The 19634-nt window shown below is 70.5% G+C and carries 23 protein-coding genes; 5 read left to right on the top strand and 18 right to left on the bottom strand.

Annotation, left to right across the window (positions count from 1 at the left end; all coding sequences use genetic code 11):
* Window positions 1–7 precede the first annotated feature (7 nt).
* Genes ACOJV7_RS03915 through ACOJV7_RS03935 form a run of 5 tightly spaced genes read right to left on the bottom strand, consistent with a single transcriptional unit; the run spans window position 8 to window position 3425 of the window.
* Complete coding sequence (locus tag ACOJV7_RS03915) at window positions 8–649, bottom strand: class I SAM-dependent methyltransferase (protein WP_420188832.1); 642 nt, start codon at window positions 647–649, stop codon at window positions 8–10.
* 30 nt (window positions 650–679) lie between these two features.
* Entirely contained in the window at window positions 680–1492 is an 813-nt protein-coding gene (locus ACOJV7_RS03920; protein ID WP_420188833.1) for a serine hydrolase, read from the bottom strand.
* 43 nt (window positions 1493–1535) lie between these two features.
* Window positions 1536–2297, bottom strand: coding sequence for an SDR family NAD(P)-dependent oxidoreductase (locus ACOJV7_RS03925; protein ID WP_420188834.1), 762 nt, complete (start codon window positions 2295–2297; stop codon window positions 1536–1538).
* Between the two features lie 42 nt (window positions 2298–2339).
* The gene (locus ACOJV7_RS03930; protein WP_420188835.1) at window positions 2340–2822 is read right to left on the bottom strand and encodes a heme-degrading domain-containing protein; all 483 of its coding nucleotides are present in this window, start codon (window positions 2820–2822) and stop codon (window positions 2340–2342) included.
* A 33-nt stretch (window positions 2823–2855) separates the two neighbouring features.
* Window positions 2856–3425: a GNAT family N-acetyltransferase gene (locus tag ACOJV7_RS03935; protein WP_420188836.1), complete on the bottom strand. Its 570-nt coding sequence runs from the start codon at window positions 3423–3425 to the stop codon at window positions 2856–2858.
* A 247-nt stretch (window positions 3426–3672) separates the two neighbouring features.
* Here ACOJV7_RS03935 and ACOJV7_RS03940 point away from each other — a divergent pair, with 247 nt between their 5' ends.
* The gene (locus ACOJV7_RS03940) at window positions 3673–5973 is read left to right on the top strand and encodes a DEAD/DEAH box helicase (protein WP_420188837.1); all 2301 of its coding nucleotides are present in this window, start codon (window positions 3673–3675) and stop codon (window positions 5971–5973) included.
* On the opposite strand, the gene ACOJV7_RS03945 is transcribed toward ACOJV7_RS03940, so the two are convergent.
* Window positions 5960–6439 carry an Hcp family type VI secretion system effector gene (locus ACOJV7_RS03945; protein ID WP_420188838.1) on the bottom strand — a complete coding sequence of 160 codons (480 nt, stop codon included), beginning with the start codon at window positions 6437–6439 and terminating at the stop codon, window positions 5960–5962. The genes ACOJV7_RS03940 and ACOJV7_RS03945 overlap by 14 nt on opposite strands.
* A gap of 245 nt (window positions 6440–6684) precedes the next feature.
* Here ACOJV7_RS03945 and ACOJV7_RS03950 point away from each other — a divergent pair, with 245 nt between their 5' ends.
* A complete protein-coding gene (locus ACOJV7_RS03950) occupies window positions 6685–6822 on the top strand; it encodes a hypothetical protein (RefSeq protein ID WP_420188839.1) in 138 nt (45 codons plus the stop codon).
* 363 nt (window positions 6823–7185) lie between these two features.
* Here the strand turns inward: ACOJV7_RS03950 and ACOJV7_RS03955 are convergent, their stop codons facing one another.
* Complete coding sequence (locus ACOJV7_RS03955) at window positions 7186–8643, bottom strand: phospholipase D family protein (protein ID WP_420188840.1); 1458 nt, start codon at window positions 8641–8643, stop codon at window positions 7186–7188.
* 251 nt (window positions 8644–8894) lie between these two features.
* Between ACOJV7_RS03955 and ACOJV7_RS03960 the strand changes: the two genes are divergently transcribed.
* Window positions 8895–9164: a hypothetical protein gene (locus ACOJV7_RS03960; RefSeq protein ID WP_420188841.1), complete on the top strand. Its 270-nt coding sequence runs from the start codon at window positions 8895–8897 to the stop codon at window positions 9162–9164.
* 60 nt (window positions 9165–9224) lie between these two features.
* Here ACOJV7_RS03960 and ACOJV7_RS03965 read toward each other — a convergent pair whose 3' ends face one another.
* The 3 genes from ACOJV7_RS03965 to ACOJV7_RS03975 all read right to left on the bottom strand — a co-directional run bounded on the left by ACOJV7_RS03965 (window position 9225) and on the right by ACOJV7_RS03975 (window position 12596).
* Window positions 9225–10577 (bottom strand): vanadium-dependent haloperoxidase, encoded by a 1353-nt coding sequence (locus tag ACOJV7_RS03965; protein ID WP_420188842.1) that lies wholly within the window; start codon window positions 10575–10577, stop codon window positions 9225–9227.
* A 232-nt stretch (window positions 10578–10809) separates the two neighbouring features.
* Window positions 10810–11463: a response regulator gene (locus tag ACOJV7_RS03970; RefSeq protein WP_420188843.1), complete on the bottom strand. Its 654-nt coding sequence runs from the start codon at window positions 11461–11463 to the stop codon at window positions 10810–10812.
* Window positions 11463–12596: a sensor histidine kinase gene (locus tag ACOJV7_RS03975; protein WP_420188844.1), complete on the bottom strand. Its 1134-nt coding sequence runs from the start codon at window positions 12594–12596 to the stop codon at window positions 11463–11465. The genes ACOJV7_RS03970 and ACOJV7_RS03975 overlap by 1 nt, the downstream gene beginning before the upstream one ends.
* 189 nt (window positions 12597–12785) lie before the next feature.
* On the opposite strand from ACOJV7_RS03975, the gene ACOJV7_RS03980 reads away from it, so the two are divergent.
* Window positions 12786–13547, top strand: coding sequence for a DUF4386 family protein (locus ACOJV7_RS03980; protein WP_420188845.1), 762 nt, complete (start codon window positions 12786–12788; stop codon window positions 13545–13547).
* An 80-nt stretch (window positions 13548–13627) separates the two neighbouring features.
* Here the strand turns inward: ACOJV7_RS03980 and ACOJV7_RS03985 are convergent, their stop codons facing one another.
* The 4 genes from ACOJV7_RS03985 to ACOJV7_RS04000 all read right to left on the bottom strand — a co-directional run bounded on the left by ACOJV7_RS03985 (window position 13628) and on the right by ACOJV7_RS04000 (window position 15491).
* Window positions 13628–13912, bottom strand: coding sequence for a DinB family protein (locus ACOJV7_RS03985; protein ID WP_420188846.1), 285 nt, complete (start codon window positions 13910–13912; stop codon window positions 13628–13630).
* A 101-nt stretch (window positions 13913–14013) separates the two neighbouring features.
* On the bottom strand, window positions 14014–14514 hold the full coding sequence (locus ACOJV7_RS03990) for a hemerythrin domain-containing protein (protein ID WP_420188847.1): 501 nt from the start codon (window positions 14512–14514) through the stop codon (window positions 14014–14016).
* 88 nt (window positions 14515–14602) lie between these two features.
* Window positions 14603–14890, bottom strand: coding sequence for a hypothetical protein (locus tag ACOJV7_RS03995; protein ID WP_420188848.1), 288 nt, complete (start codon window positions 14888–14890; stop codon window positions 14603–14605).
* 394 nt (window positions 14891–15284) lie between these two features.
* Complete coding sequence (locus ACOJV7_RS04000; RefSeq protein WP_420188849.1) at window positions 15285–15491, bottom strand: LuxR C-terminal-related transcriptional regulator; 207 nt, start codon at window positions 15489–15491, stop codon at window positions 15285–15287.
* Between the two features lie 25 nt (window positions 15492–15516).
* Between ACOJV7_RS04000 and ACOJV7_RS04005 the strand changes: the two genes are divergently transcribed.
* A complete protein-coding gene (locus ACOJV7_RS04005; RefSeq protein WP_420188850.1) occupies window positions 15517–15654 on the top strand; it encodes a hypothetical protein in 138 nt (45 codons plus the stop codon).
* Window positions 15655–15657: 3 nt separating this feature from the next.
* Here the strand turns inward: ACOJV7_RS04005 and ACOJV7_RS04010 are convergent, their stop codons facing one another.
* The 4 genes from ACOJV7_RS04010 to ACOJV7_RS04025 are packed head-to-tail and all read right to left on the bottom strand — an operon-like array spanning window position 15658 to window position 19605.
* Window positions 15658–16929 carry an FAD-dependent monooxygenase gene (locus ACOJV7_RS04010; RefSeq protein WP_420188852.1) on the bottom strand — a complete coding sequence of 424 codons (1272 nt, stop codon included), beginning with the start codon at window positions 16927–16929 and terminating at the stop codon, window positions 15658–15660.
* A 27-nt stretch (window positions 16930–16956) separates the two neighbouring features.
* Complete coding sequence (locus ACOJV7_RS04015) at window positions 16957–17604, bottom strand: maleylpyruvate isomerase family mycothiol-dependent enzyme (RefSeq protein WP_420188854.1); 648 nt, start codon at window positions 17602–17604, stop codon at window positions 16957–16959.
* 1 nt (window position 17605) lies between these two features.
* A complete protein-coding gene (locus ACOJV7_RS04020) occupies window positions 17606–18445 on the bottom strand; it encodes a fumarylacetoacetate hydrolase family protein (protein WP_420188856.1) in 840 nt (279 codons plus the stop codon).
* The gene (locus tag ACOJV7_RS04025) at window positions 18442–19605 is read right to left on the bottom strand and encodes a cupin domain-containing protein (RefSeq protein ID WP_420188857.1); all 1164 of its coding nucleotides are present in this window, start codon (window positions 19603–19605) and stop codon (window positions 18442–18444) included. The genes ACOJV7_RS04020 and ACOJV7_RS04025 overlap by 4 nt, the downstream gene beginning before the upstream one ends.
* Window positions 19606–19634 lie beyond the last annotated feature (29 nt).

Here is a 19634-nt window from a genome sequence, read left to right on the forward strand (position 1 = left end):
GCCGTCCTCAGGCGTGACCGACGGCGAGGAACATGCCGAAGGTGCCGCGACCCTGGTGGTCGCCGCCGAGCTCCTTCTCGACCGAGCCGGCGTCGCGCACGGTGACCTCGCGAAAACCGCTGTGCCGCAGTCGTTCCGCGAAGGCGTCGCGGTCGAAGCCGTGGTGTCCGGTGAAGTTCTGGTGGTGCGCGTGGAAGGCTCCCGCGCGGTCGTCGTCGAGGTCGACGACGGCGAGCCAGCCGCCCGGGACGAGCAGCTCGTGGACACGGCTCAGCATGGTGTCGAGGTCCTCGACGTGGTGGAGCGCGAGCTGCGCCCAGGCGCCGTCGAAGCGCTCCTCGGGAAGCGGGTCCGCCACGAGGTCGAGCCGTCGTGCTTCGAGCCGGTCGCCGACGCCGGCCCGCTGGATGTTGGTGCGCGCGACGTCGACCATTCCCTCCGACGCGTCGGCGACGAGGACGGACCCGACGCGGTCGGCGAGCGCGAGGCTGAGCTGCCCGGTGCCGCCCCCGATCTCGAGGACGCGCTCGTCGCCGCGCAGCGGGAGCGTGTCCGCGAGCAGCGCTGCGGTGTTGCGGGCGCGCTCGACCTTGGCCGGGTCGTCGTCCCACGTGGCGGCGGCGTCGTCGAAGTGTCCGTGGTAGCTCATGGCCGCCAGCCTGTCACGCCCAGCGGCGGCTCAGCCGAGGGCGGTGCGAAGCGTGTCGCCGATGCCGCGGAGGGCGTTCATGACGTCGTCGCGACCTGTGCCGGGGGGCTGCTCGGTCCAGTTCGCGAGCACGGCGTATGCCGTGGCGCGCCCTTCGCGCTCGACGACACCGACGTCGCAGCGGACGCCGAGGTTGGTGCCGGTCTTGTTGGTGAGGATCGTCGGGTTCTCGCCCGGCTCCTCGGCGTGCGAGAGCGGGTCCTGGTGCCACGCCGAGGCGACCATCGACAGGTCCGTGCCGTGAGCGAGCCAATCCAGGACGGTGGCGCCGACGGAGCCGGGCTGGTCGTGCTCCGCCCAGAGCCGCGCGAGGACCTCGACGTGGTCGGCCGCGCAGCCGAGGCTGAGGTGCGGCGGGTCGTCGGGTCCGCGCAGCCCGCGGACGACGTCGACGAGGTCGGAGCCGCGCGGCGCCCACTCGCGGGCTCGGGCGCGCACGGCGTCGAGCCCGACGAGGTCGAGAAGGACGTTCGTCGCCCAGTTGTCGCTCACGGCCCCGACGAGGGTGGCGACGTCGACGAGCGGGAGGACCTCGGTCGAGAGGTGCTGCCAGAGGCCGGAGTCCGCGACCGGCGTGACGGCCCGGCGGTCGACCGGCTGGTCCGCTGTCAGGCGGCCGTCGCGCAGCCGCTCGGCGAGCTCGATAAGGACGAAGACCTTGCCGACGCTCGCGGTCGAGAGCAGCCGGTCGGGGTGGTTCGACGCGAGCACCTCGCCGCTGCCGAGGTCGACGACGTGGACGGACCAGTCGACGCCCGGCAGCAGCTCGAGGTGCAGGCTCACGTCAACGGCACCGGACGGCATACGGACGCATGTCGGTCGATGCTCAGCGGGGCGCCATCCGGAGGGCACCGTCCATGCGGATGGTCTCCCCGTTGAGGTAGTCGTTGTCGACGATCGCGAGCGCGAGCTTGGCGTACTCGGTCGGCATCGCGAGGCGCTGCGGGAAGGGCACGCCCGCGGCGAGGCCCGCACGGAACTCGTCGGACACGGTCGCCAGCATCGGCGTCTCGACAATGCCGGGGGCGATGGTGCAGACACGGATGCCGTACTGCGCGAGGTCGCGGGCCGCCGGCAGGGTGAGGCCGACGATGCCGCCCTTGGAGGAGCTGTAGGCCGCCTGTCCGACCTGGCCGTCGAAGGCCGCGATGCTCGCGGTGTTGACGACGACGCCGCGCTGACCGTGCTCGTCGGGCTCGGTCCGGGCGATCGCCTCGGACGCGATGGCGAGGACGGTGAACGAGCCGAGGAGGTTGATCTCGAGGACCTTGCGGTAGAGGCCGAGGTCGTGCACGCCCTTCCTGCCGAGGATGCGGGCGCTCGGACCGATGCCGGCGCAGTTGACGACGATGCGCAGCGGGGCGTCGGCGTTGGCGGCCGCCTGGGCGACGGCGGCGCGCACCTGCTCCTCGTCGGTGACGTCGGTGGCGACGTAGGTGACGCCGTCGACCAGCGGGGCCTGCTCGATGGCCGACCCGAGGTCGAGGGCGAAGACGGAGGCGCCGTGCTCGGCGAGGGCGGCGGCCGTCGCGGCACCGAGGCCGGAGGCGCCGCCGGTGACGATGGCGGAGGTCTGGGCGATCTGCATGGGCGTCATCGTGCCACTGGGTCGCCCGACCGGCCCAAACCGTCAGGTGAGGGAGGCGAGGTGCTCGCGCAGGATTCGGATGACGAAGGCGTGGTCGTCGCGCTGCGGCAGCCCGGAGACGCCCATCCAGCCGACGACCCCGGCCGAGGCGACGCGCAGCGGCACCGCCCCGCCGTGGGCGGCGTACTCCGACTCGGGGAGCAGGAACTTGCCCTGCAGCGTCGTCCCCGCGTCACGGCATACCTGACCCATGTAGAGGGAGGAGTGCTCGAAGCGGGTGACGACCCGGCCCTTGCGACGCAGCCATTCGTCGTTGTCAGCAGTCGAGCCCGGGAGGGCGGCGTGGAAGAGCTGGTGGGCGCCCCGCCAGATGCCGACGACGACGGGCAGCTGATCGGCCCACGCCGCGTCGGTGGCGGCCCGGCCGAGGTCCCACGCGACCTGCTCGGTCAGCTCGGGGAGGATGACGTCCGCCTCCTGCCGTGCCAGCTCGTCGAGGGTGGGCCAGTCGCCGGATGCAGTCACGACCCGAGCGTATCGACCGGGGAGCGCCTCGTGTCAGGCGTTGCGCCGACGCCACTCGTCGGCGAGCAGGGCATAGGTGTAGCCGTCGCGCCACTCCCCCGACGGGTGCAGCCCGTCGGCGACGGTGTGTGCCTCGCGCCGCATCCCGAGCCGCTCCATGAGGCGCCACGACGCCGTGTTGGTCGTGAAGCAGCTCGCCGTGACGCGCCGCAGCCCGAGGTCGTCGAAGCAGATCCGCAGCACCGCCTCGACGGCCTCGGTCGCGTAGCCGTGACCGGTCTCCTCCGGTCGCAATGCCCAGCCGAGCTCGGCCTGGACGCCGTGCGCCTGCGTGGCCATCGCCGCCGGTCCCCAGGCGTCGCCGATGCTCACCATGACGTCGCCGATGAGCTCGCCGTCACGCTCGACCGCGAGGAGCAGCCCGAGGCGTTCAGGCGCGACGAACCGCTCGGTGAAGTTCTCCGGGAGCGGGCCGAGCCACTGCGTAGACGTCGGGTGGTCGCGGTAGGACCGGACCGACTCGGCATCGTCCGCGCGGGCGCGTCGCAGCACCAGCCGGGCCGTCGACACGGGCCAGGCGACGTCGCCCAGATCCTTGGTCACGGCTCATTGTCGGCCCCCGAAGTACCGCTCCGGGGCCGGTTGGACGTAACCTTGGAGTGCGTCCCGTCGTTCGACGGCGGCGCATCAGCGACAAGGGGCCGGGGTCTTGTCCCCGTCACGCCTTCGCCTTCGAGCCCGTATGCCGTGCGTATGCCGTGCATCCGGCGCCGGAAGTGCGTGGCCCCTGCACGGTGGTCCGGCGCCGAACCCGCGCCCATGCCGTGCCTGACCAGAGAAGGTTTTTCGCTTGGCCCAGCGACCTCAACGCCGTGGCGGCACGCAGAACGCGTCACGTCACCAGTCCCGCGACCGCCGCCACCAGGACGGCGAGGGACTCATCCCCGTGCTCGCCAAGGCCGTGCGCCAGGTCGAGGCCGCGGCGCAACGGGGGAAGATTCGCCCCAACCAGCGCACGGCATACCAGGTGGTTGCCCTGCTGGTCCGGGAGGAGCGGGCACGGGTCAAGACCGACGCGACGATCTCCGAGGGCGAGCGGACAGCCATGATGACGCGGCTCGACGGGATCGCGACGATCCTCGCCAAGACGGCGGCGCGCGACACCTCGCTGCTCGCGCTCCTCGCGGACGGGGCCGCGGTGTCTCCGGCGGCCGCGAGCCTGCGCAACGACATGCTCACCTCCGCGGGGCGCGAGCCCGACCCGGAGCCGGAGCCCGAGGCGGAGTCGGCGGATGAGACGGCCGCGGCGCCGGCGCCCAAGGGGGTCGTGCCGCAGACGGTCATCGCACGGCAGCTGGCCAACCCCTTCCTCGCACCGGACTTCGAGGCGGCGCGCACCCCGCGCCCGACCACGAACCGGCTCGCCAACTGGGAGCTGCTGAGCCCGCTCTTCCGGTCGTTCGAGTACGGCGGCGACGCGACGTCGATGCCGCTGCCCGAGCCCTCGAGCGTCGTCCACGGCATCAAGGACCTCGCGCTCATGCACCACCAGGGGCAGGTCGTCGCGGCGGCCGCCGAGGGGCACCGCACCTTCCTCCTCGCCGACGAGCCGGGCCTCGGCAAGACGGCCCAGGCGCTGCTCGCCGCCGACGCCGCGAACGCGTTCCCGCTGCTCGTCGTCGTGCCCAACGTCGTCAAGGCGAACTGGGCTCACGAGGCCGAGCTGTGGACGCCGCGCCGCACCGCGACCGTCATCCACGGCGACGGCGAGGGCATCGACGGCTTCGCCGACATCGTCATCGTCAACTACGAGATCCTCGACCGGCACGTCGGCTGGCTCGGGCGGCACGGCTTCCGCGGGATGGTCGTCGACGAGGCGCACTTCATCAAGAACAAGACCTCGCAGCGCTCGCAGCACGTGCTCGCGCTCGCCGAGAAGATCCGCGAGTGGAGCCCGAACGCGCTCTTCATGGCGCTCACCGGAACGCCGCTCATCAACGACATCGAGGACTTCCGCGCGATCTGGCAGTTCCTCGGGTGGATCGACGACAAGAAGCCGCGCCCGGCACTCATGGCGGCGCTCGAGGCGAAGGGCCTGGCGCCCTCGGACCACGGGTTCTACACCTCCGCGCGCAACACCGTCATCGACATGGGCATCGTCCGCAGGCGCAAGGTCGACGTCGCCGCCGACATCCCCGCGCGCCGGGTGGCCGACCTGCCGGTCGAGCTCGACGACGCTCTGGGCCGCTCGATCCGGGCGGCCGAGGCCGAGCTCGCGGCGCGGCTCGTCGAGCGCTACCACTACACGATGTCGACGCGCGCCGAGTCGGGTGTGGGCGGCTCTGCCGACGGCGGCGAGGACGCGGGCGCTCTGGACTACGCGCTCATCCGTCGCGTCGCGGCGGCCGAGCTCAAGAACACCGGCACCGGCTCGGGCGAGAAGGGCGACAACGTCTTCACGCTCATGCGCAAGATCGGCCAGGCCAAGGCCGGGCTCGCCGCCGACTACGCCGCGCAGCTGGCCCGCAACGTCGGCAAGGTCGTCTTCTTCGCCAAGCACCTCGACGTCATGGACGTCGCCGAGGAGACCTTCGAGAAGCGCGGCATCGGCTACGCGTCGATCCGCGGCGACCAGAGTGCGAAGTCGCGCAAGGAGAACATCGAGGCCTTCCTCACCGACCCCGCGGTCGAGGTCATCGTCTGCTCGCTCACCGCGGCCGGCGTCGGCATCAACCTCCAGGTCGCGTCCAACGTCGTGCTTGCCGAGCTGTCGTGGACCTCGGCCGAGCAGACGCAGGCGATCGACCGCGTCCACCGCATCGGCCAGACCGAGCCGGTCACCGCGTGGCGGATCATCGCAGCGCAGACGATCGACTCGCGGCTCGCGCAGCTCATCGACGACAAGGCGGGGCTCGCGGCACGCGCGCTCGACGGGTCCGACGAGGAGGTCGGGTCGTCGGCGGACGTCCAACTCGAGGCGCTCGTGTCGCTGCTCACCGACGCGCTGGAGAAGGAGCGCGCGGCTGCACTCCCCGGTGCGCCGGGAGCCTCGGGTCCGGCGGGTGACGCTGCCGCTGAGGCGACGGCCGCGCCGCTGGCCGCGCCGAGCGTGAGCCCGTTCAGCCCCTTCAGTCCGTTCAGCGCGTCCTGAGGTCGTGGGTGAAGCGGATGCCGGGCTCGGGCCTGCCGTCCGCTCCCTGAGGGACGTACTCGAGGTCGACTCCCGCGAAGGACAGGACGACGACCTCGTCGCCCGCGTCTGCCTCGGCGCCGATGCTCGTGAAGACACTCGACACGCTCACTTCCGTGAGCTCGATGACGAGGAAGTCGTGCTGCCCGTGCCCCGCCTTGCGCACGGTGACGCGCGCCTTGGGCAGGTGCTGCCCGGTCGCGCACGCCTTCAGAAGAAGCGGCGTCGCGGCGTCGACGTGGTGCACGAAGGTGAAGTCCGAGAACGTCGGTCGCCCCACCCGGCCGGCACCGCGCCCGGCGGCACCCGCGCCCGTCGCCTGGGCGACGCCCCACGACCACGACACCGCCTCGATCTCGTCCTCGTGGCCACGCTCGCGCGACTCCCCCTTGATCGAGTCGATGCGGACGAAGATCGAGGTGGACATGCCACGCTCCCTCCTGTGTCGGACGACCGGGCCGCCGTGTCGCGCGTGACCCGACCACGAGCGTGCCCGGCCAACCCCAAGATCGACCCGCCGGTTCCCGGTGTCAAGCCCTGGCCTGAGACGTTCGCTCCGGCAGCCAAGAGGGCGCATAATTGGAGATCATGGTCCCGTCATCCGCAAGCCCCCGCCCCCGCCACGCCAACAGCCCCTTCACTCAGCAGGTCGAGCCGGAGGTCGAGTTGTTCGTGACCGGTGATCGCGTGCTGCACGACACCTATGGACTCGGCCGGGTCATCGGCGTCGACGCCGGCGGAGCCACCGTCGACTTCACCGACAGAACGGTGCGGATCCCCACGCCGTTCCGGAAGATGACCAAGCTCTAGGCGCTCGGTTCCCGCTCAGCGCTGGGGCCGGCGCCCTCCGCCGACTCCCGCCGTCAGCCGGGGATGCCCCGTTTGGCGTACGTCGGAGGCCCGTAGGTCTTCTTGTCCGCCCCGCACCTGCGGCAGACGTCGCGGATCCCCTCACGACCGCCGACACCGGGGTTGACCTTCCGCGTCCATGCATGCCGTCCCACGAGACACCGCAGGTCCTTCATCGCGCAACCTCCCGTCCGTCGGCCTGGAGCCGGCTCCGAGGCCAGTGTCGACCCGTGCCGGGACCGAGGTCGATGACCCTGGCGAGCCGCTCGGGCGGGGCCCGCACGACCCGGTCGGGCTCCCCCGTGCCGCACGCGAGTAGGGACCTCAGAAGTCCGTGGTGCCGCGCAGCCTTTTCGGTCGCCCGTCGGGGTCGTAGAGGGCGAGGTATGCCCGGCGGGCCCACGCCTTGGTCCGCCTCGACAGCGTGGGAGGCACGTGTTCACGGATGCGACTGCCCGGCATACCTTCTCGTTCCCGCCACAGGCGCATCGCGGAGTCGAGGTGGGTGAGGCGCCGGTCGTGCTCGGGCAAGCCCAGGTGCTCGGCCCACAGCGACGTGCGGAGCGAGCGCGGCAGCTCGCCCTCCTCGTCGACGACGGCACAGGTGACCTCGGAGTCGTGGGACCACGAGCGTCGGTTGAGGTTGTCGGAGCCGATGGTCATCCACTCGTCGTCGACGATGCACACCTTGGCGTGGACGTAGATCGGCGTGCCCTCGGCGTTCTCGATGTCGAAGAGCGCGAACCTGTCGCCGCCCGCCTCGTGCACCGCGTCCCACGCGAGCCGCTGCGCGTAGAGCATCGGAGGGCCACTGATCCGGGTGTCCTCCTCGGGGTAACGCGGGACGACGCCGATGACCTGCAGCTCCGGCTCCCGTCGCAGCGCCTCGGCGAGGGTCGCGGCGACGAGATCGGACCAGAAGTACTGGTCCTCGAGGTAGATGAGCCGCCGCGCGCGCTGGAAGGCCCGCGTGTAGGCGCGCGCGATCGAGCGCTCACCCTCCTTGGCGAACGGGTATGCCGGCCGCTTGCGTGGGTAGGTCCGCAGCACCTGGACCTGGTGGCGACCTGCCTCCGGTGGCGGGTCCCAGCGCTGGGGCAACGGTTCCGGGTGGCGCGGCAGGCGCACGATGCGGTGGTGCACCGCCCTGTACGGGTTCCGGTGGTCCAGCGGTGTCGGGTCGTCCCAGCGCTCGGCGAACGTCTCGAGGACGTCGGCCACGGCCGGTCCGCGGATCTCGGCCATGGCGTCATGCCAGGGAGGGGTGGGGCCATAGCGCTCATCGAGCGGCGGCGCCTGGGGGTCGCCCTTGTGGTCGACGTCGTCGCGTCGACCGTGGCAGAGGTCGATGCCGCCCACGAACGCGACGTCGTCCTGCGGCCGACCCTCGAAGCGGACGACGACGATCTTCTGGTGGTGCGAGCCGGCACGGCGAACCCGCTCGTCGAGGAGGGCCTCTCCCCCCGCCTCGTTGATGACCTGACCGAGCTCGTTGTTCTCCTCGCCGTTGAGCCGGCCCGGGTGCGAGCGCCACAGGAGGGCTCGGACCTCGACACCCCGGTGCGCCGCCGACGTGAGCAGGTCGGCGACGGTCGGGCCGTCGGCGGTGAGGCGTTGGTCGGCGTCGCCACGCCAGTCGGTGAGGAAGATCCGGTCTCCGCTGCCGGTGGACTCGACGAGCTCGAGCAGGCGGGCGAAGTAGTTGACTCCATGGATCCGTGGCACGACGAGGTTGCCGGCCGTCCACGGCCGCTCCGAGGTGGGGAGGAACCACTCGCTCACCCACCTCACTCTGTCAGCCGGCGGGCGGTCGTGGGGCCGGGGCCGTGGGCGCGCCTTCCATAGCCGGCCCGGCGCGGCGAGCGTCGTCGTCCGGAGAGGAGGAACGCACCACCGCGCCGAGCGAAGGGCTACCGCCGCTCGCACAGGCGACTGAATCGCGAGACGACGCGGACCTCTCACCGTTCGAGACGCGGTCCTGGGAGCAACCGCGCTAGCGTGTCCGCCACTAGTTCCTGGGGATGGAGGACGACGTGGACGCGAACTCTGACGCGACGGAGACGCGCTCGGCCGCGCTGGTGGGCTGGGGCATGACGCTCCTGGCGGTGGGCGCGCTCATCCTGGCGAGCGATGTGAGTCGTCGGATCGAGGGCGACCGACCGGGGCTCGCGGTCCTCGGCCTGCTCGTGCTGCTCTTCGGCTGGGGCCTGCTCACCGGTGGGCTCGTGACGATGGCGCGGCGGGTCGACAGGCTGAGCCGCCGCGACGAGCTCGTGGAGACCACGGCGACCGACGCTCGGTGAGCACGACGAGGGGGGCCGCTCGAAGCGGACCCCCTCGCACGGCATACGGATCAGGGGTGTTCACCCACCGGATCCCACGGGCTGGAGGTAGTGGGCCATGCCGTAGCCCGCCACGTTGCGGCCCAACAGCTGGCCGGCGACGTCTCCGCTGCGGTAGTGCAGACCTGCCCAGATCCGCGCCTCGATGAGCTCGGTGAGCGGCTGGGTGAACGTGTCGAAGTTGCGGACGGCCGCGCCGCCGTGGTTCGTCGCCGTGCTCGTGATCTGGAACGGTCCGCCGGCGGGGTCGTCACCGAACCAGGCACGCAGCACCAGGGCGTGGGCGGCGTCGAGGCAGTTGTGCCCCGAGGTCCACTCCGGGTAGGGCGCCGTGATGAGGGCGGCCCAGGTCGCGTCCTCCTGCGTGAGCGGGTTGTCGTCGTCGTGGGTGGCGTCAGCAGTGATCGCGTTCCATGGCCGCCAGAAGTCGAAGTGGTACTTGTCGTTCCAGCAGTTGATCGCTGCGTCCGCGCCGGCCATGTTCTGCAGCGCCAGCAGGCGCGCGCTGTCCTCGGCGCTGAGACCGGATCGGGTGATGAGCTGTCGGGCAACCTCGTTCCAGCTGAACACCGGTGCGCTCTGCCACCACCTCGCCACGTAGGTCTGGAAGTCGGTGCGCGTGGAGTCCGTGGCCCGCCCGAGCGCCTTGACCTCGTTGAACTCGGTGGCCCACTGCGTGCTGCTGAGCGCCGGCGGTGGGGCCGAGCGGAACTGCGACGAGCTCGTCATCATGAACGGCGTAACGTTGCCCGCCCACGGGGTCGGGTCCAGTGCGGGTGCGCCGTTGACGATGAGCGGCTGCCAGTGTCCCGCAGTGGGATTCGACATCCACGGTGACGGTCCGAAGCGGCCGTCGCCCTCTCTCGCGGCTCGCATGGCCGCCGCCGCCGCGTGGCCGACGGCCACACCCTGACGCTTGAAGGCGTTGTTCGGAATGGCATCGAGCGAGGCGTCGTAGGCCGCGTTCAGCGTGCCCATCAGAGCGGCCCGCGTCGGGAAGGGCGCCCGCTCCGGTGCCGTGGAGAGCAGCCACGAGATGACGTCGTATGCCGCGGTGGCGGTGGCTGCGTCCTCGGAGGCTCGCGCTCCAGTCCGGGTCTCGAGCTTGTAGGGACGGTGGGTCACTCGGCCGATCGCGTTGACCGCGTCATAGACGGCGCCCTGCACCATGCCCATGTTGATCTGGAACGCCGGCGGCGCACCGCCATCGGGACCCGGGATCGCCCCGAGCGTGCTCGCCGCGACCCGGTTCCAGTGGACGACCTCGCTGCTGTCGGTCGATGGTGGAGCGGCGGCGGTGGCACTCGACGTGCCTAGGGCGCCCAGCAGGGCCCCGACCGCTGTGAGAACTGCGAGGGTACGACGTCGTGACATGGCCATCGCCTCCTTGGACTTGAACCCGTTGTGTCACATGTCCGCGACGCATCGGGTGAGTCTCAGGAGGTCCGCGCCGTCCCTGCCACAGGACGCGACCGCACCCGACCAGTAAGGCAGCGCCCTGTCGGTCCGGCAATGCTCCGCCTGGGCGAGCCCGTCGGGCAGGGCCCAGGCTGGCCCAGCCAAGCAACCCGATGCAGTGGGCAGACGGTCCGGTGGCCAGGCACTGTCAGTCGCGGGGACCGACACCGGTCCGTAGGGCGAAGATCGCGGCCTGAACCCGGTCGCGGCAGCCGAGCTTGGTCAGAACTCGGCTGACGTGAGTCTTCACTGTCGCCTCGCTGAGGAAGATGGCCTCCCCGATCTCGGCGTTCGACATACCTCGCGCGATGCAGCCGAGGACTTGACGCTCACGCTCCGTGAGACGGTCGATGAGAGCAGCATCGGACGGTGTGGCGCCCTCGTGGGGCGTGAAGTGCTCGATCAACCGTCGCGTCACCGACGGCGCCAAGACCGAGTCACCGGCGGCGACCACGCGAATGGCGTGGATGAGCTGGTCGTATGGGGTGTCCTTGAGCAGGAAGCCGCTCGCACCAGCGCGAAGGGCGCTGTGCACCGACTCGTCCAGGTCGAACGTCGTGAGCACAAGCACGCGTGTCGACGGCAGCTCACGAGTGATCCGGGCAGTGGCGTCGATCCCGTCCATCCCCGACATGCGCACGTCCATGAGGACGACGTCCGGCCGTGTCCGCAGGGCCTGCTCGACGGCCGATGCGCCGTCCGCTGCCTCACCGACGACCTCGATGTCATCGACGTCGCGCAGGAGACGGGCGATTCCCTCGCGGACAAGGTGCTGGTCATCGACCACGAGCACGCCAATCATCAGGGCATGCCCAACGGCTCTGGTCGCGAGTCGTCCGCTGCTCGTGCGTCCGCTGACAGCGGCAGCTCCACGTCGAGCAGGTAGCCGCCTGCCTCGGGGCCGGCACTCAGTCGCCCACCGCAGAGCAGCACCCTCTCCCGCAGACCGATGAGACCGGTACCCGTTCCGGACGTCTGAGGACTGCTGCTCAGACCGTGACTGCGAACGCGAACCCTCAGAGCGAGTGGATCCCGCGACACCTCCAGTTCGACCGGGGAACCGTCTGCATGACGCAGCGCGTTGGTCAGCCCTTCCTGCACCGTGCGGTAGGCACACAGCGCGACTCCGACAGGGACATCGGCGGGAACGTCGATGCTGCTTCGGACGTCGACGCCGGCACGGCGCAGGCCCTCGACCAGATCGTGGACCCCGCTCAGATCGGGGGGTGGTGCGAGGTCTGCGTCCTCCGTCGTCCTGAGCACCCGCAGCAGTCGACGGAGCTCGGTGAGGGCACCGCGGCCCGTGGTCTCGATCGTCTCGAGCACGCCCGCGAGCTCACGGTCCACGTGCTCGGCCAAGGGCCGTGCCGTCCCAGCCTGCACGACCATGAGGCTGACCGCGTTGGCGACGACGTCGTGCAGCTCGCGTGCGATCGCGGCCCGCTCCCGCGTCACCGCCTGGGCGGTTCGTTCCTCACGTTCGGCGTCAGCGGTCCTCAGCTGGTTGGCCAGTTCCTGCGCCTGGGTGGTGCGGCGTCGCACGACGTGGCCCGCGCCGACCGCGAAGGCGAAGAACGCCCAGTCGATCACCACGTTCGACGGTTCGAACTCGATCGTCCGGAGATCGCGCATCGTGCTGGCGAGCACCAGCGCCAACAGCCACGGGCCGGGTTGGCGCGTGTGGGCGGAGACGGCATACGCGACGGTCAACCAAGCGAAGCCTGCTCCCAGGGTTCCAGCAGGCGAGGGTTGGAGGGACTCCACGAGGAACACCCCCACGACGGCGCACGCGGCGAATGAAGGCCGTGTCCGGCTGAAGGCCACCGCGACCGGCGGCACCGCGGCGGCCAGCAGGCGGACGAACGTCGGGGACGGCTGCTCGTCCGAGAACAGCGCCTCGCCGAGCGCCACGCCCAGCAGCAGCACCGAGAGCACGGACTCGCCCCTGCCGGGGCGCATCGCACGCCAACCGTTCACACAAACGACGGTACCCACGCCCGACCGACCACGGCAGGTCCAAACGACAAACGCGACCTCAGGATGACCACCACGCGACTCACGGGTGACGTCGTGAGCCCACGCCGAGGAACACCGTGAGCTCAGGACAACATCAAGGAGGACTCGATGAACACCACGACCCAACCCACGCCCAGGGCGCAGGACAGCCCGACCCGCGATCACCGGCTGCTCGGCCGGTCCGCACTCCTCGGCCTCGTTCTCTTCGCCGTCAGCATTGCCACGTTCGCGCCGGAACAAGCACCCGATCCCGGCAACGCCACCGCAGCGGACGTCCGCCGCTTCTCCGCTGACAACGCCGGCACCCTCCAGATGAACACCTTGGCCGCGCTGGCCTCGGTTCTCCTTCTGGTGATGCTCGTTGCCGTCTTGGCCCAGCAGGTGCGGCAGGTCAAGCCCACCTCGACCGGCCCCGGCGTCATGCTCACCTTGGCCGCGATCATCGCGATGCAAAGCATGTTCACGATTGCCGTGGCCTCGGTCTTCGCAAGACCAGATCAGCTTGCTGAAGCGGAAGACGGGGCAGTTGCCACCCTGTATCGACTGACCGCCGTCTCGGAGTGGCTCTACAGCCTCACCCTTTTGGTCCCGTGCATGGCTCTCGTCGGCACGTACTCCTGGCTGGCGCTGCGGTCGCACCTCGTCGCGCGATGGGTCGGATGGTCCGGTGCCGTCATCGCGACGACCGGGGTCTTCACGCTCGTCGGCCACGTCGTCCCGTCCCTGAAGGTCGACACATTTGTCGTTCCTCTGTTCGGCTGGTGGCTCTGGCCCGGCCTCGTGGGCGGCACTTCGGCGCTCCGCTGGTGGAAGAGCCGGGTCAGAGGGACCTCCGAACCTGTGCCGAACCGGACCCTCTCCGCACGATGAGGGGCGTGGCTCGACCGTGGGAAGGAGTCAGCCGTGGGAGCTCGTCGTCGGTGGGTCAGGTTGTTGCTCGCGGGTTCGGCCTACGCCGTCCTGCACCGGCTGGGGAGGACCTCCGCGCACCATCCCCGTCGACGCGGCCGATGCGGTCGGTCAGGCGCGCGACGTACGACGAGGTATGCCGTGACCTCAGGGAGCGGTCCGCTCACCTCGGGCACCGCGCCAGGTCCGCGCGTGCTGCGGGTGTCGGCCTGGAGCGCCTCGAGGAAGTCGCCCGGGAGGTCGTCGAAGGTGACGCCGGTCGTGAGGTCGACGGCGTGGACCATGACCTCGCAGGCCCGCATCCACGGCGTCTCACTGGCGGGCACGAAGCGCCCGTGGGCGGTGCCGGACCTGCGCCTCTCAGCACGTGTCGCAACAGCCCGGTCGGCACGAGGGCCGACCGGGCTGCGTGCATGAGGCAACTCGCTCAGGAGATGACGGCGTCGATCGTCTTCTTGAGGGCGCTCGGCTGGCTGGGCTCGCGCGGCGCCGTCTTCTTGGCGACGAGGAGCTCCTCACCGATCTCCTGGAGGGCCTTGCGGCCGAGGCCGGCGCGAACCTTCGGGAACCACTCGTCCTCCTCCTCCTCGATATGGTGGCGGACGTTCTCGATGAGCACGGTGGCCTTGGCGTCGAAGCGCTCGGCGTCGGGCTCCATGCCGTAGAGCTCCATCACGAGCACGTCGGCGACGTGGTGCTCCTCGTACGACTCGAGGATGTCATCCTCCAGGTCGGGCAGCAGCGCGCGGACCCGCGGGTACATCACCTCGTTCTCGATGTAAGTGTGCACCGTCAGCAGCTCGATGATCCGGTGGACGATCTTCGCTTTGGTCTTGCTGGCATCCTCGCCGGCGTTCTCGAAGTCCGTGAACAGCTTGCGGATCTCCTTGTGGTCTTCCTTGAGCAGGACGATGGCGTCGTTCGACATGCTTTCTCCTCTGCGCGGAACGCGGAATGGTGGGGGTAGGCGAACGCCCCGCCTCGAAGAGACGGGGCGTTCACTGGTGAGCTGAAGGTCAGGCGTCGTCGCGATGAGCGCGCGTGCCGGCCTTGGCCAGACCGCGAGCGACCATGTAGCCGATCGTCAGGAAGGTGATGTAGCGCATGGCGTGCTCAGCGCTGAACGGGTCGGCGGTGTTGTCGCCGTCGTCGCCGACCAGGAAGGCGGTCACGATGATCGCGAACACGGTCGCGAGGTAGGCCATGAACTCGGTGGTCTTGGTCGCGGGGCGCGTCTCGCTGACGTGGTCACGGGTGGTGACGCGGTCGCGGGTGGTGTCGTGGTTCTGGGTGGTCGTCGACATGACGGAGTCCTCAAACGGGCTGTGAGCCCGGTGCTGGGGTGAAGCACGACGGCCTTTTTTTAGACTCTCGGGAAGCGCTCATCAGATTGGCGCCTCACCGGCGACTGCGCTGGAAGGCAATCGCGTCGGTACATGTATGACAGTACGCGGTGCGGGGCTATACACCTAATCGGGGACGCGATCAAGAGGCCTTTGACCTGCGAAAACGTGCTCAACACGCCGCACGTGCCCGGCTCAGAACCACCTCGTGGCGGTCCTCCCCGCCCGCGCAGTCGATGGAAGCCTGGACGGCGCGGTCAACCCTCCCGGCCGGGTTGCGCGCCCATTCCGGCGGCGCGGGCTGCGACGATCGCCTCTCCCCTGTCGGTGACACCGAGCTTCGCGAAGATGCTGCTCACCTGTTGCGGACGGTCTTCTCGGACAGGAAGAGCTTGCGGGCGATGACCGGGTTCGTCAGCCCGACGGCGACCAGCTCGAGGACCTCGCGCTCGCGCCCGGACAGCTCCGGGAACGGCTTCGCGACCACACCGCTTCCGGCGGTGAAGAACGCACGCATCCACCGCGCGACCTCGGGCCCGTAGACCGCATGTCCCTGTGCCACACCGGAAACGGCACGGGAGCGCGGCGTGTACAAGCCACCAGCCGACCAGGTCGTGCGCGGCATCGCCGGTCTGGTGGCGTCGGTGTACGAGGCCGACCAGCAGATGTTCAACCCCGAAGGCTTGCGCATCACCCACCTGACCCTCGATGCGCAGGGCGACTGACCGTCAGGCAGGCGCGCTCACCTGGGCTGCCGCCTGCGCGAGCGACATCTGCGGGTACGGCTCTGGCTCGTCCTGAGGGAACAGCGCGGTCGGCCCGTAGATCCAGTCGATCCACGCATAGTCGTCGACCTCGCGCGCGGTGAGCACGGCGTTGCGCTGCAGACGCTCCTCACCGTCGAGGTGCCAGAGCTTGCCCCAGTCGCGCGCCGTCGTGACGACCCGGCGGCAGTGCTCAGGACGAACCGCCTCGTATGCCGTGAGCGCACCTTCCCAGTCGACGCGGCCGATGCGGTCGGTCAGGCGGGCGACGTGCTGCGAGAGCACCCACCCGTCCTCGATCGCCATGACCGCACCCTGCGCCATGTACTGCAGCGGCGGGTGCGCGGCGTCGCCGAGCAGGGCGATCCGGCCGTGGACCCAGGTCGAGATCGGGTCGCGGTCGTACATCCGCCACCAGCGGTCTCGCCACATGTGCCGCAGCCCCGCCTGCACCGGCTCAGACGTACCCTCGAACGCAGCGTCGAGCTCGTCAGGTGTCCCCCAGTCCTGCTGTCCCGCAAGGGCTTTGGGCGACTCGAACACGGCGACCTGATTGAACATCGCGCCGCCGCGCAACGGGTACTGCACGAAGTGACAGCCCGGGCCGACGTGGACGACGACGTCGGTCTCCGAGACATCGTCGTCGCGCACCGCCTCGATCGGCACCGCGCCGCGGTAGGCGACATAGGCCGAGCTCACCGGCTCGTCGTCGACGAGGAGTGAACGCGCGACGGAGTGCAGGCCGTCGGCGGCGATGACGACGTCGGCCCGGTGCACGGACCCGTCGGCGAAGGTCACCTCGGCGTGGTCGGCGGCAGTCGAATAGGCCACTGCCGCAGCGTTGTTGACGAGCTCGACCCCGAGCCGGCAGGCCTCGCGCAGCAGCACCGAGTGCAGGTCGCTGCGGTGGATGACGACGTAGGGGAAGCCGTATCGCGCCTCGAGGTCGCCGAGGTCGAGCCGGGTGAGCGCGCTGCCGTCGACGGCGTCCTTCATGACCATCGACTGTGGCCGCACGCCGAGGGCGAGCACCTCGTGGAGCAGCCCGAGGTCGGCGAGGATCCGGGTGCAGTTGGGGGCGATCTGCAGCCCCGCACCCACTTCGCCGAACTCGGCCGCGCGCTCGAAGAGCCGCACGCGGACACCGGCGCGAACGAGGCCGATGCCGGCGGAGAGTCCGCCGATGCCGCCACCGATGACGATGGCTCCGGAGTTCGGGTTCACATGGCTGGACATGGTCAACACTCCTATGTGCGTGGTCGTTCAGAGCCAGGGCGGCAGTGCCGGGGCCGGGTGTCCGTCGTGGGTCACGACGTCGGAGAAAGGACGACCCGCAAGGTATGCCGTGACCTCGGCGAGCAGTCCGCTCACCTCGGGGACGGCGGCGGGACCGCGCTTGGTGCGGATGTCGGCCTGGAGGGCCTGCAGGAAGTCGTCCGGCAGGTCGGCGAAGGTGATGCCGGTGGCGAGGTCGACGGCGTGGACCATGACCTCGCGGGCCCGCATCCACGGAGTCTCGCTCGCGGGGACGGTCCGTCCCTGGGCGGTGCGGACCTGCGCCTGCCACTGGTCCGCGGTGAGCCCGTCCATCGCGGCGGCGAGCCGGTCGGCAGAGGCGTCGAACCACTCCCGGAGGTCGTCGAGCGAACGCGTGGAACCGGCCTCGATGTCCTCGGCACGCTGCTGCGCCGACGAGTACATCGGGGTCTCGACGGCCGTGCGAGCCCAGGTGACGAGGTTGCCGACCGCGTCGGCGTTCGCCGCGAGGTGAGCGACGACGTGGGCGCGGGACCACCCGACGAGGGCGGACGGCATACGGACGCTTGTCTCGTCGAGGTCGCCGATCGCTTTGCGGCATAGGGCGGTCCCTTCGTCGACCCAGGCGCGGGACGCCTCCAGGGAATGGCTCATGTCAGGCGTCCTCGCGGACGACCCGGTTGACGAGCCGGCCGATGCCCTCGATCTCGGTGACGACGGTCTCGCCGCCGGTGAGGTAGCGGGCGGGCTTGCGGGCGTGGCCCACTCCCCCGGGCGTGCCGGTGGCGATGACGTCGCCGGGGTTGAGGCGGATCATCGTCGAGACGTACTCGACGAGGGCGACGGGGTCGAAGAGGAGGTCGGCGGTGGAGTCCTTCTGCATGACCTCGTCGTCGACGGTGAGCGAGATGGCGAGGTCGGGGCGGACGCCGCCGGGCAGCTCGTCGGGAGTGACGAGGACCGGGCCGATGGGGGTGGTCGAGTCCCAGTTCTTGCCCTGGAGCCACTCGCGGGTGCGGAACTGCCAGTCGCGGGCGGTGACGTCGTTGAGGACGGTGAAGCCGGCGATGGCGGCCTCGGCCTCGGCACCGCGGGCGCGACGGACCGCGGAGCCGATGACGACGGCGAGCTCGGCCTCCCAGTCGAACTCCTCGGTCTCGGCGGGGCGGACGATGTCGTCGGTCGGTCCGACGAGGGCGTCGGCGAACTTGCTGAAGAGCGTCGGGTGCTCGGGCAGGTCGCGGCCCATCTCGAGGATGTGGGTGCGGTAGTTGAGGCCGACGCAGACGACCTTGCCGGGACGCTCGACGAGCTGGGCGAGCTCGGCGTCGAGTGAGTGGCGGGGCCCGTCGGCGGCGTCGACGACCTCGCGCCAGTCGGGCATCGCGAGCAGCTCACCGACGTCGGCGGCGCCGATCTCGACGTAGGCGTCGTCGTCGACCCGGACTGCGGTGGTGCCGCGGTCGTTCGGCAGGCGGAGGGTGGCGAGCTTCATCGGGAGGTTCCTTCGACGGAGGTGCGGTGGAGGTGGAGACGCTCGAAGATCGGAGCGTCGGAGAACTGGAAGAGGTCGAGCGCGCCCGAGTCGGAGTCGGACCCAGACGCCTCGGAGACGACGGAGAACGGCTGCCACGACGGCACGACGAAGAGGTCGCCGCGGGTGACCGACCACGAGAACGAGCCGACGGTGACGCGGCCGGAGCCGTCGAACACCTGGTACACCGACGAGCCGGTTTCTCGGCGGGGCGCGGTCTCGACGGCGCTGGCGACGCGGTGGAACTGCGTGCGGATCGTCGGGAGGACGTCGCCGGCAGTCGTGGGGTTCGTGAAGCGCACGAGGGCGTGACCCGGTTCGACCACGCCGGCATACCCCTCGCGTTCGAGGGCGAGCTGGTCGGCGAGGGCGCGGTCGGTGTCCTCCCAGCGGTAGGCGAGCAGCGGGCTCCCCGCGGTGGCGCCGAGCTGGGAGACGGGCGCGAGACCGGGGTGGCCCCAGAGCCGCTGCGACCGCGATCGCTCCGGGGAGATGCGCTCGGTATCGCTGATCGCCTCGCGGCCGAAGTCGAAGAACTGGCTCTCGATGTCGAACTGGAACGGGATGTCGAGGCCGTCGATCCATGCCATCGGCGTCGTCGCCTGGTTGTGGTGGGCGTGCCAGTTCATGCCGGCCTGCGGGAGGAAGTCGCCGCGGCGCATCGGCACCGGGTCGCCCTCGACGACGGTCCAGACGCCCTCGCCCTCGACGACGAAACGGAACGCGTTCTGGGTGTGGCGGTGCTCGGGAGCGTCCTCACCGGCGTTGAGGTACTGGATCGCGGCCCACAGCGTCGGGCTCGCATAGGGGCGGCCGCCGAGGCTGGGGTTGGCGAGCGCGATCGCGCGGCGCTCACCACCGCGACCGACGGGGACGATGTCCCCCGCCTTGCCGGCGAGCTCGATGAGCGTGGCCCACTCCCAGAGGTGCGGCTGCGCCTTGGACTTGGGCTCGTGCGGCATGAGGTCGCCGATCTCGGTCCAAAGCGGGACGAGCAGCTCCTTCTCGAAGCCGCGGTAGAGGTCCTCGAGCTCGGGGGTGACCTTCGGCTGGCCGGGGGCGTCCTCGGCGATGATGGAGACGGGGGACGTGACCGTGGGGCGGTCGACGATGTCGGTCATGGCGGTGTCCTTTCCTTCGGTATGCCGGT

It is taken from the genome of Knoellia tibetensis (genome assembly GCF_048606415.1).
GTDB classification, from domain to species: domain Bacteria; phylum Actinomycetota; class Actinomycetes; order Actinomycetales; family Dermatophilaceae; genus Knoellia; species Knoellia tibetensis.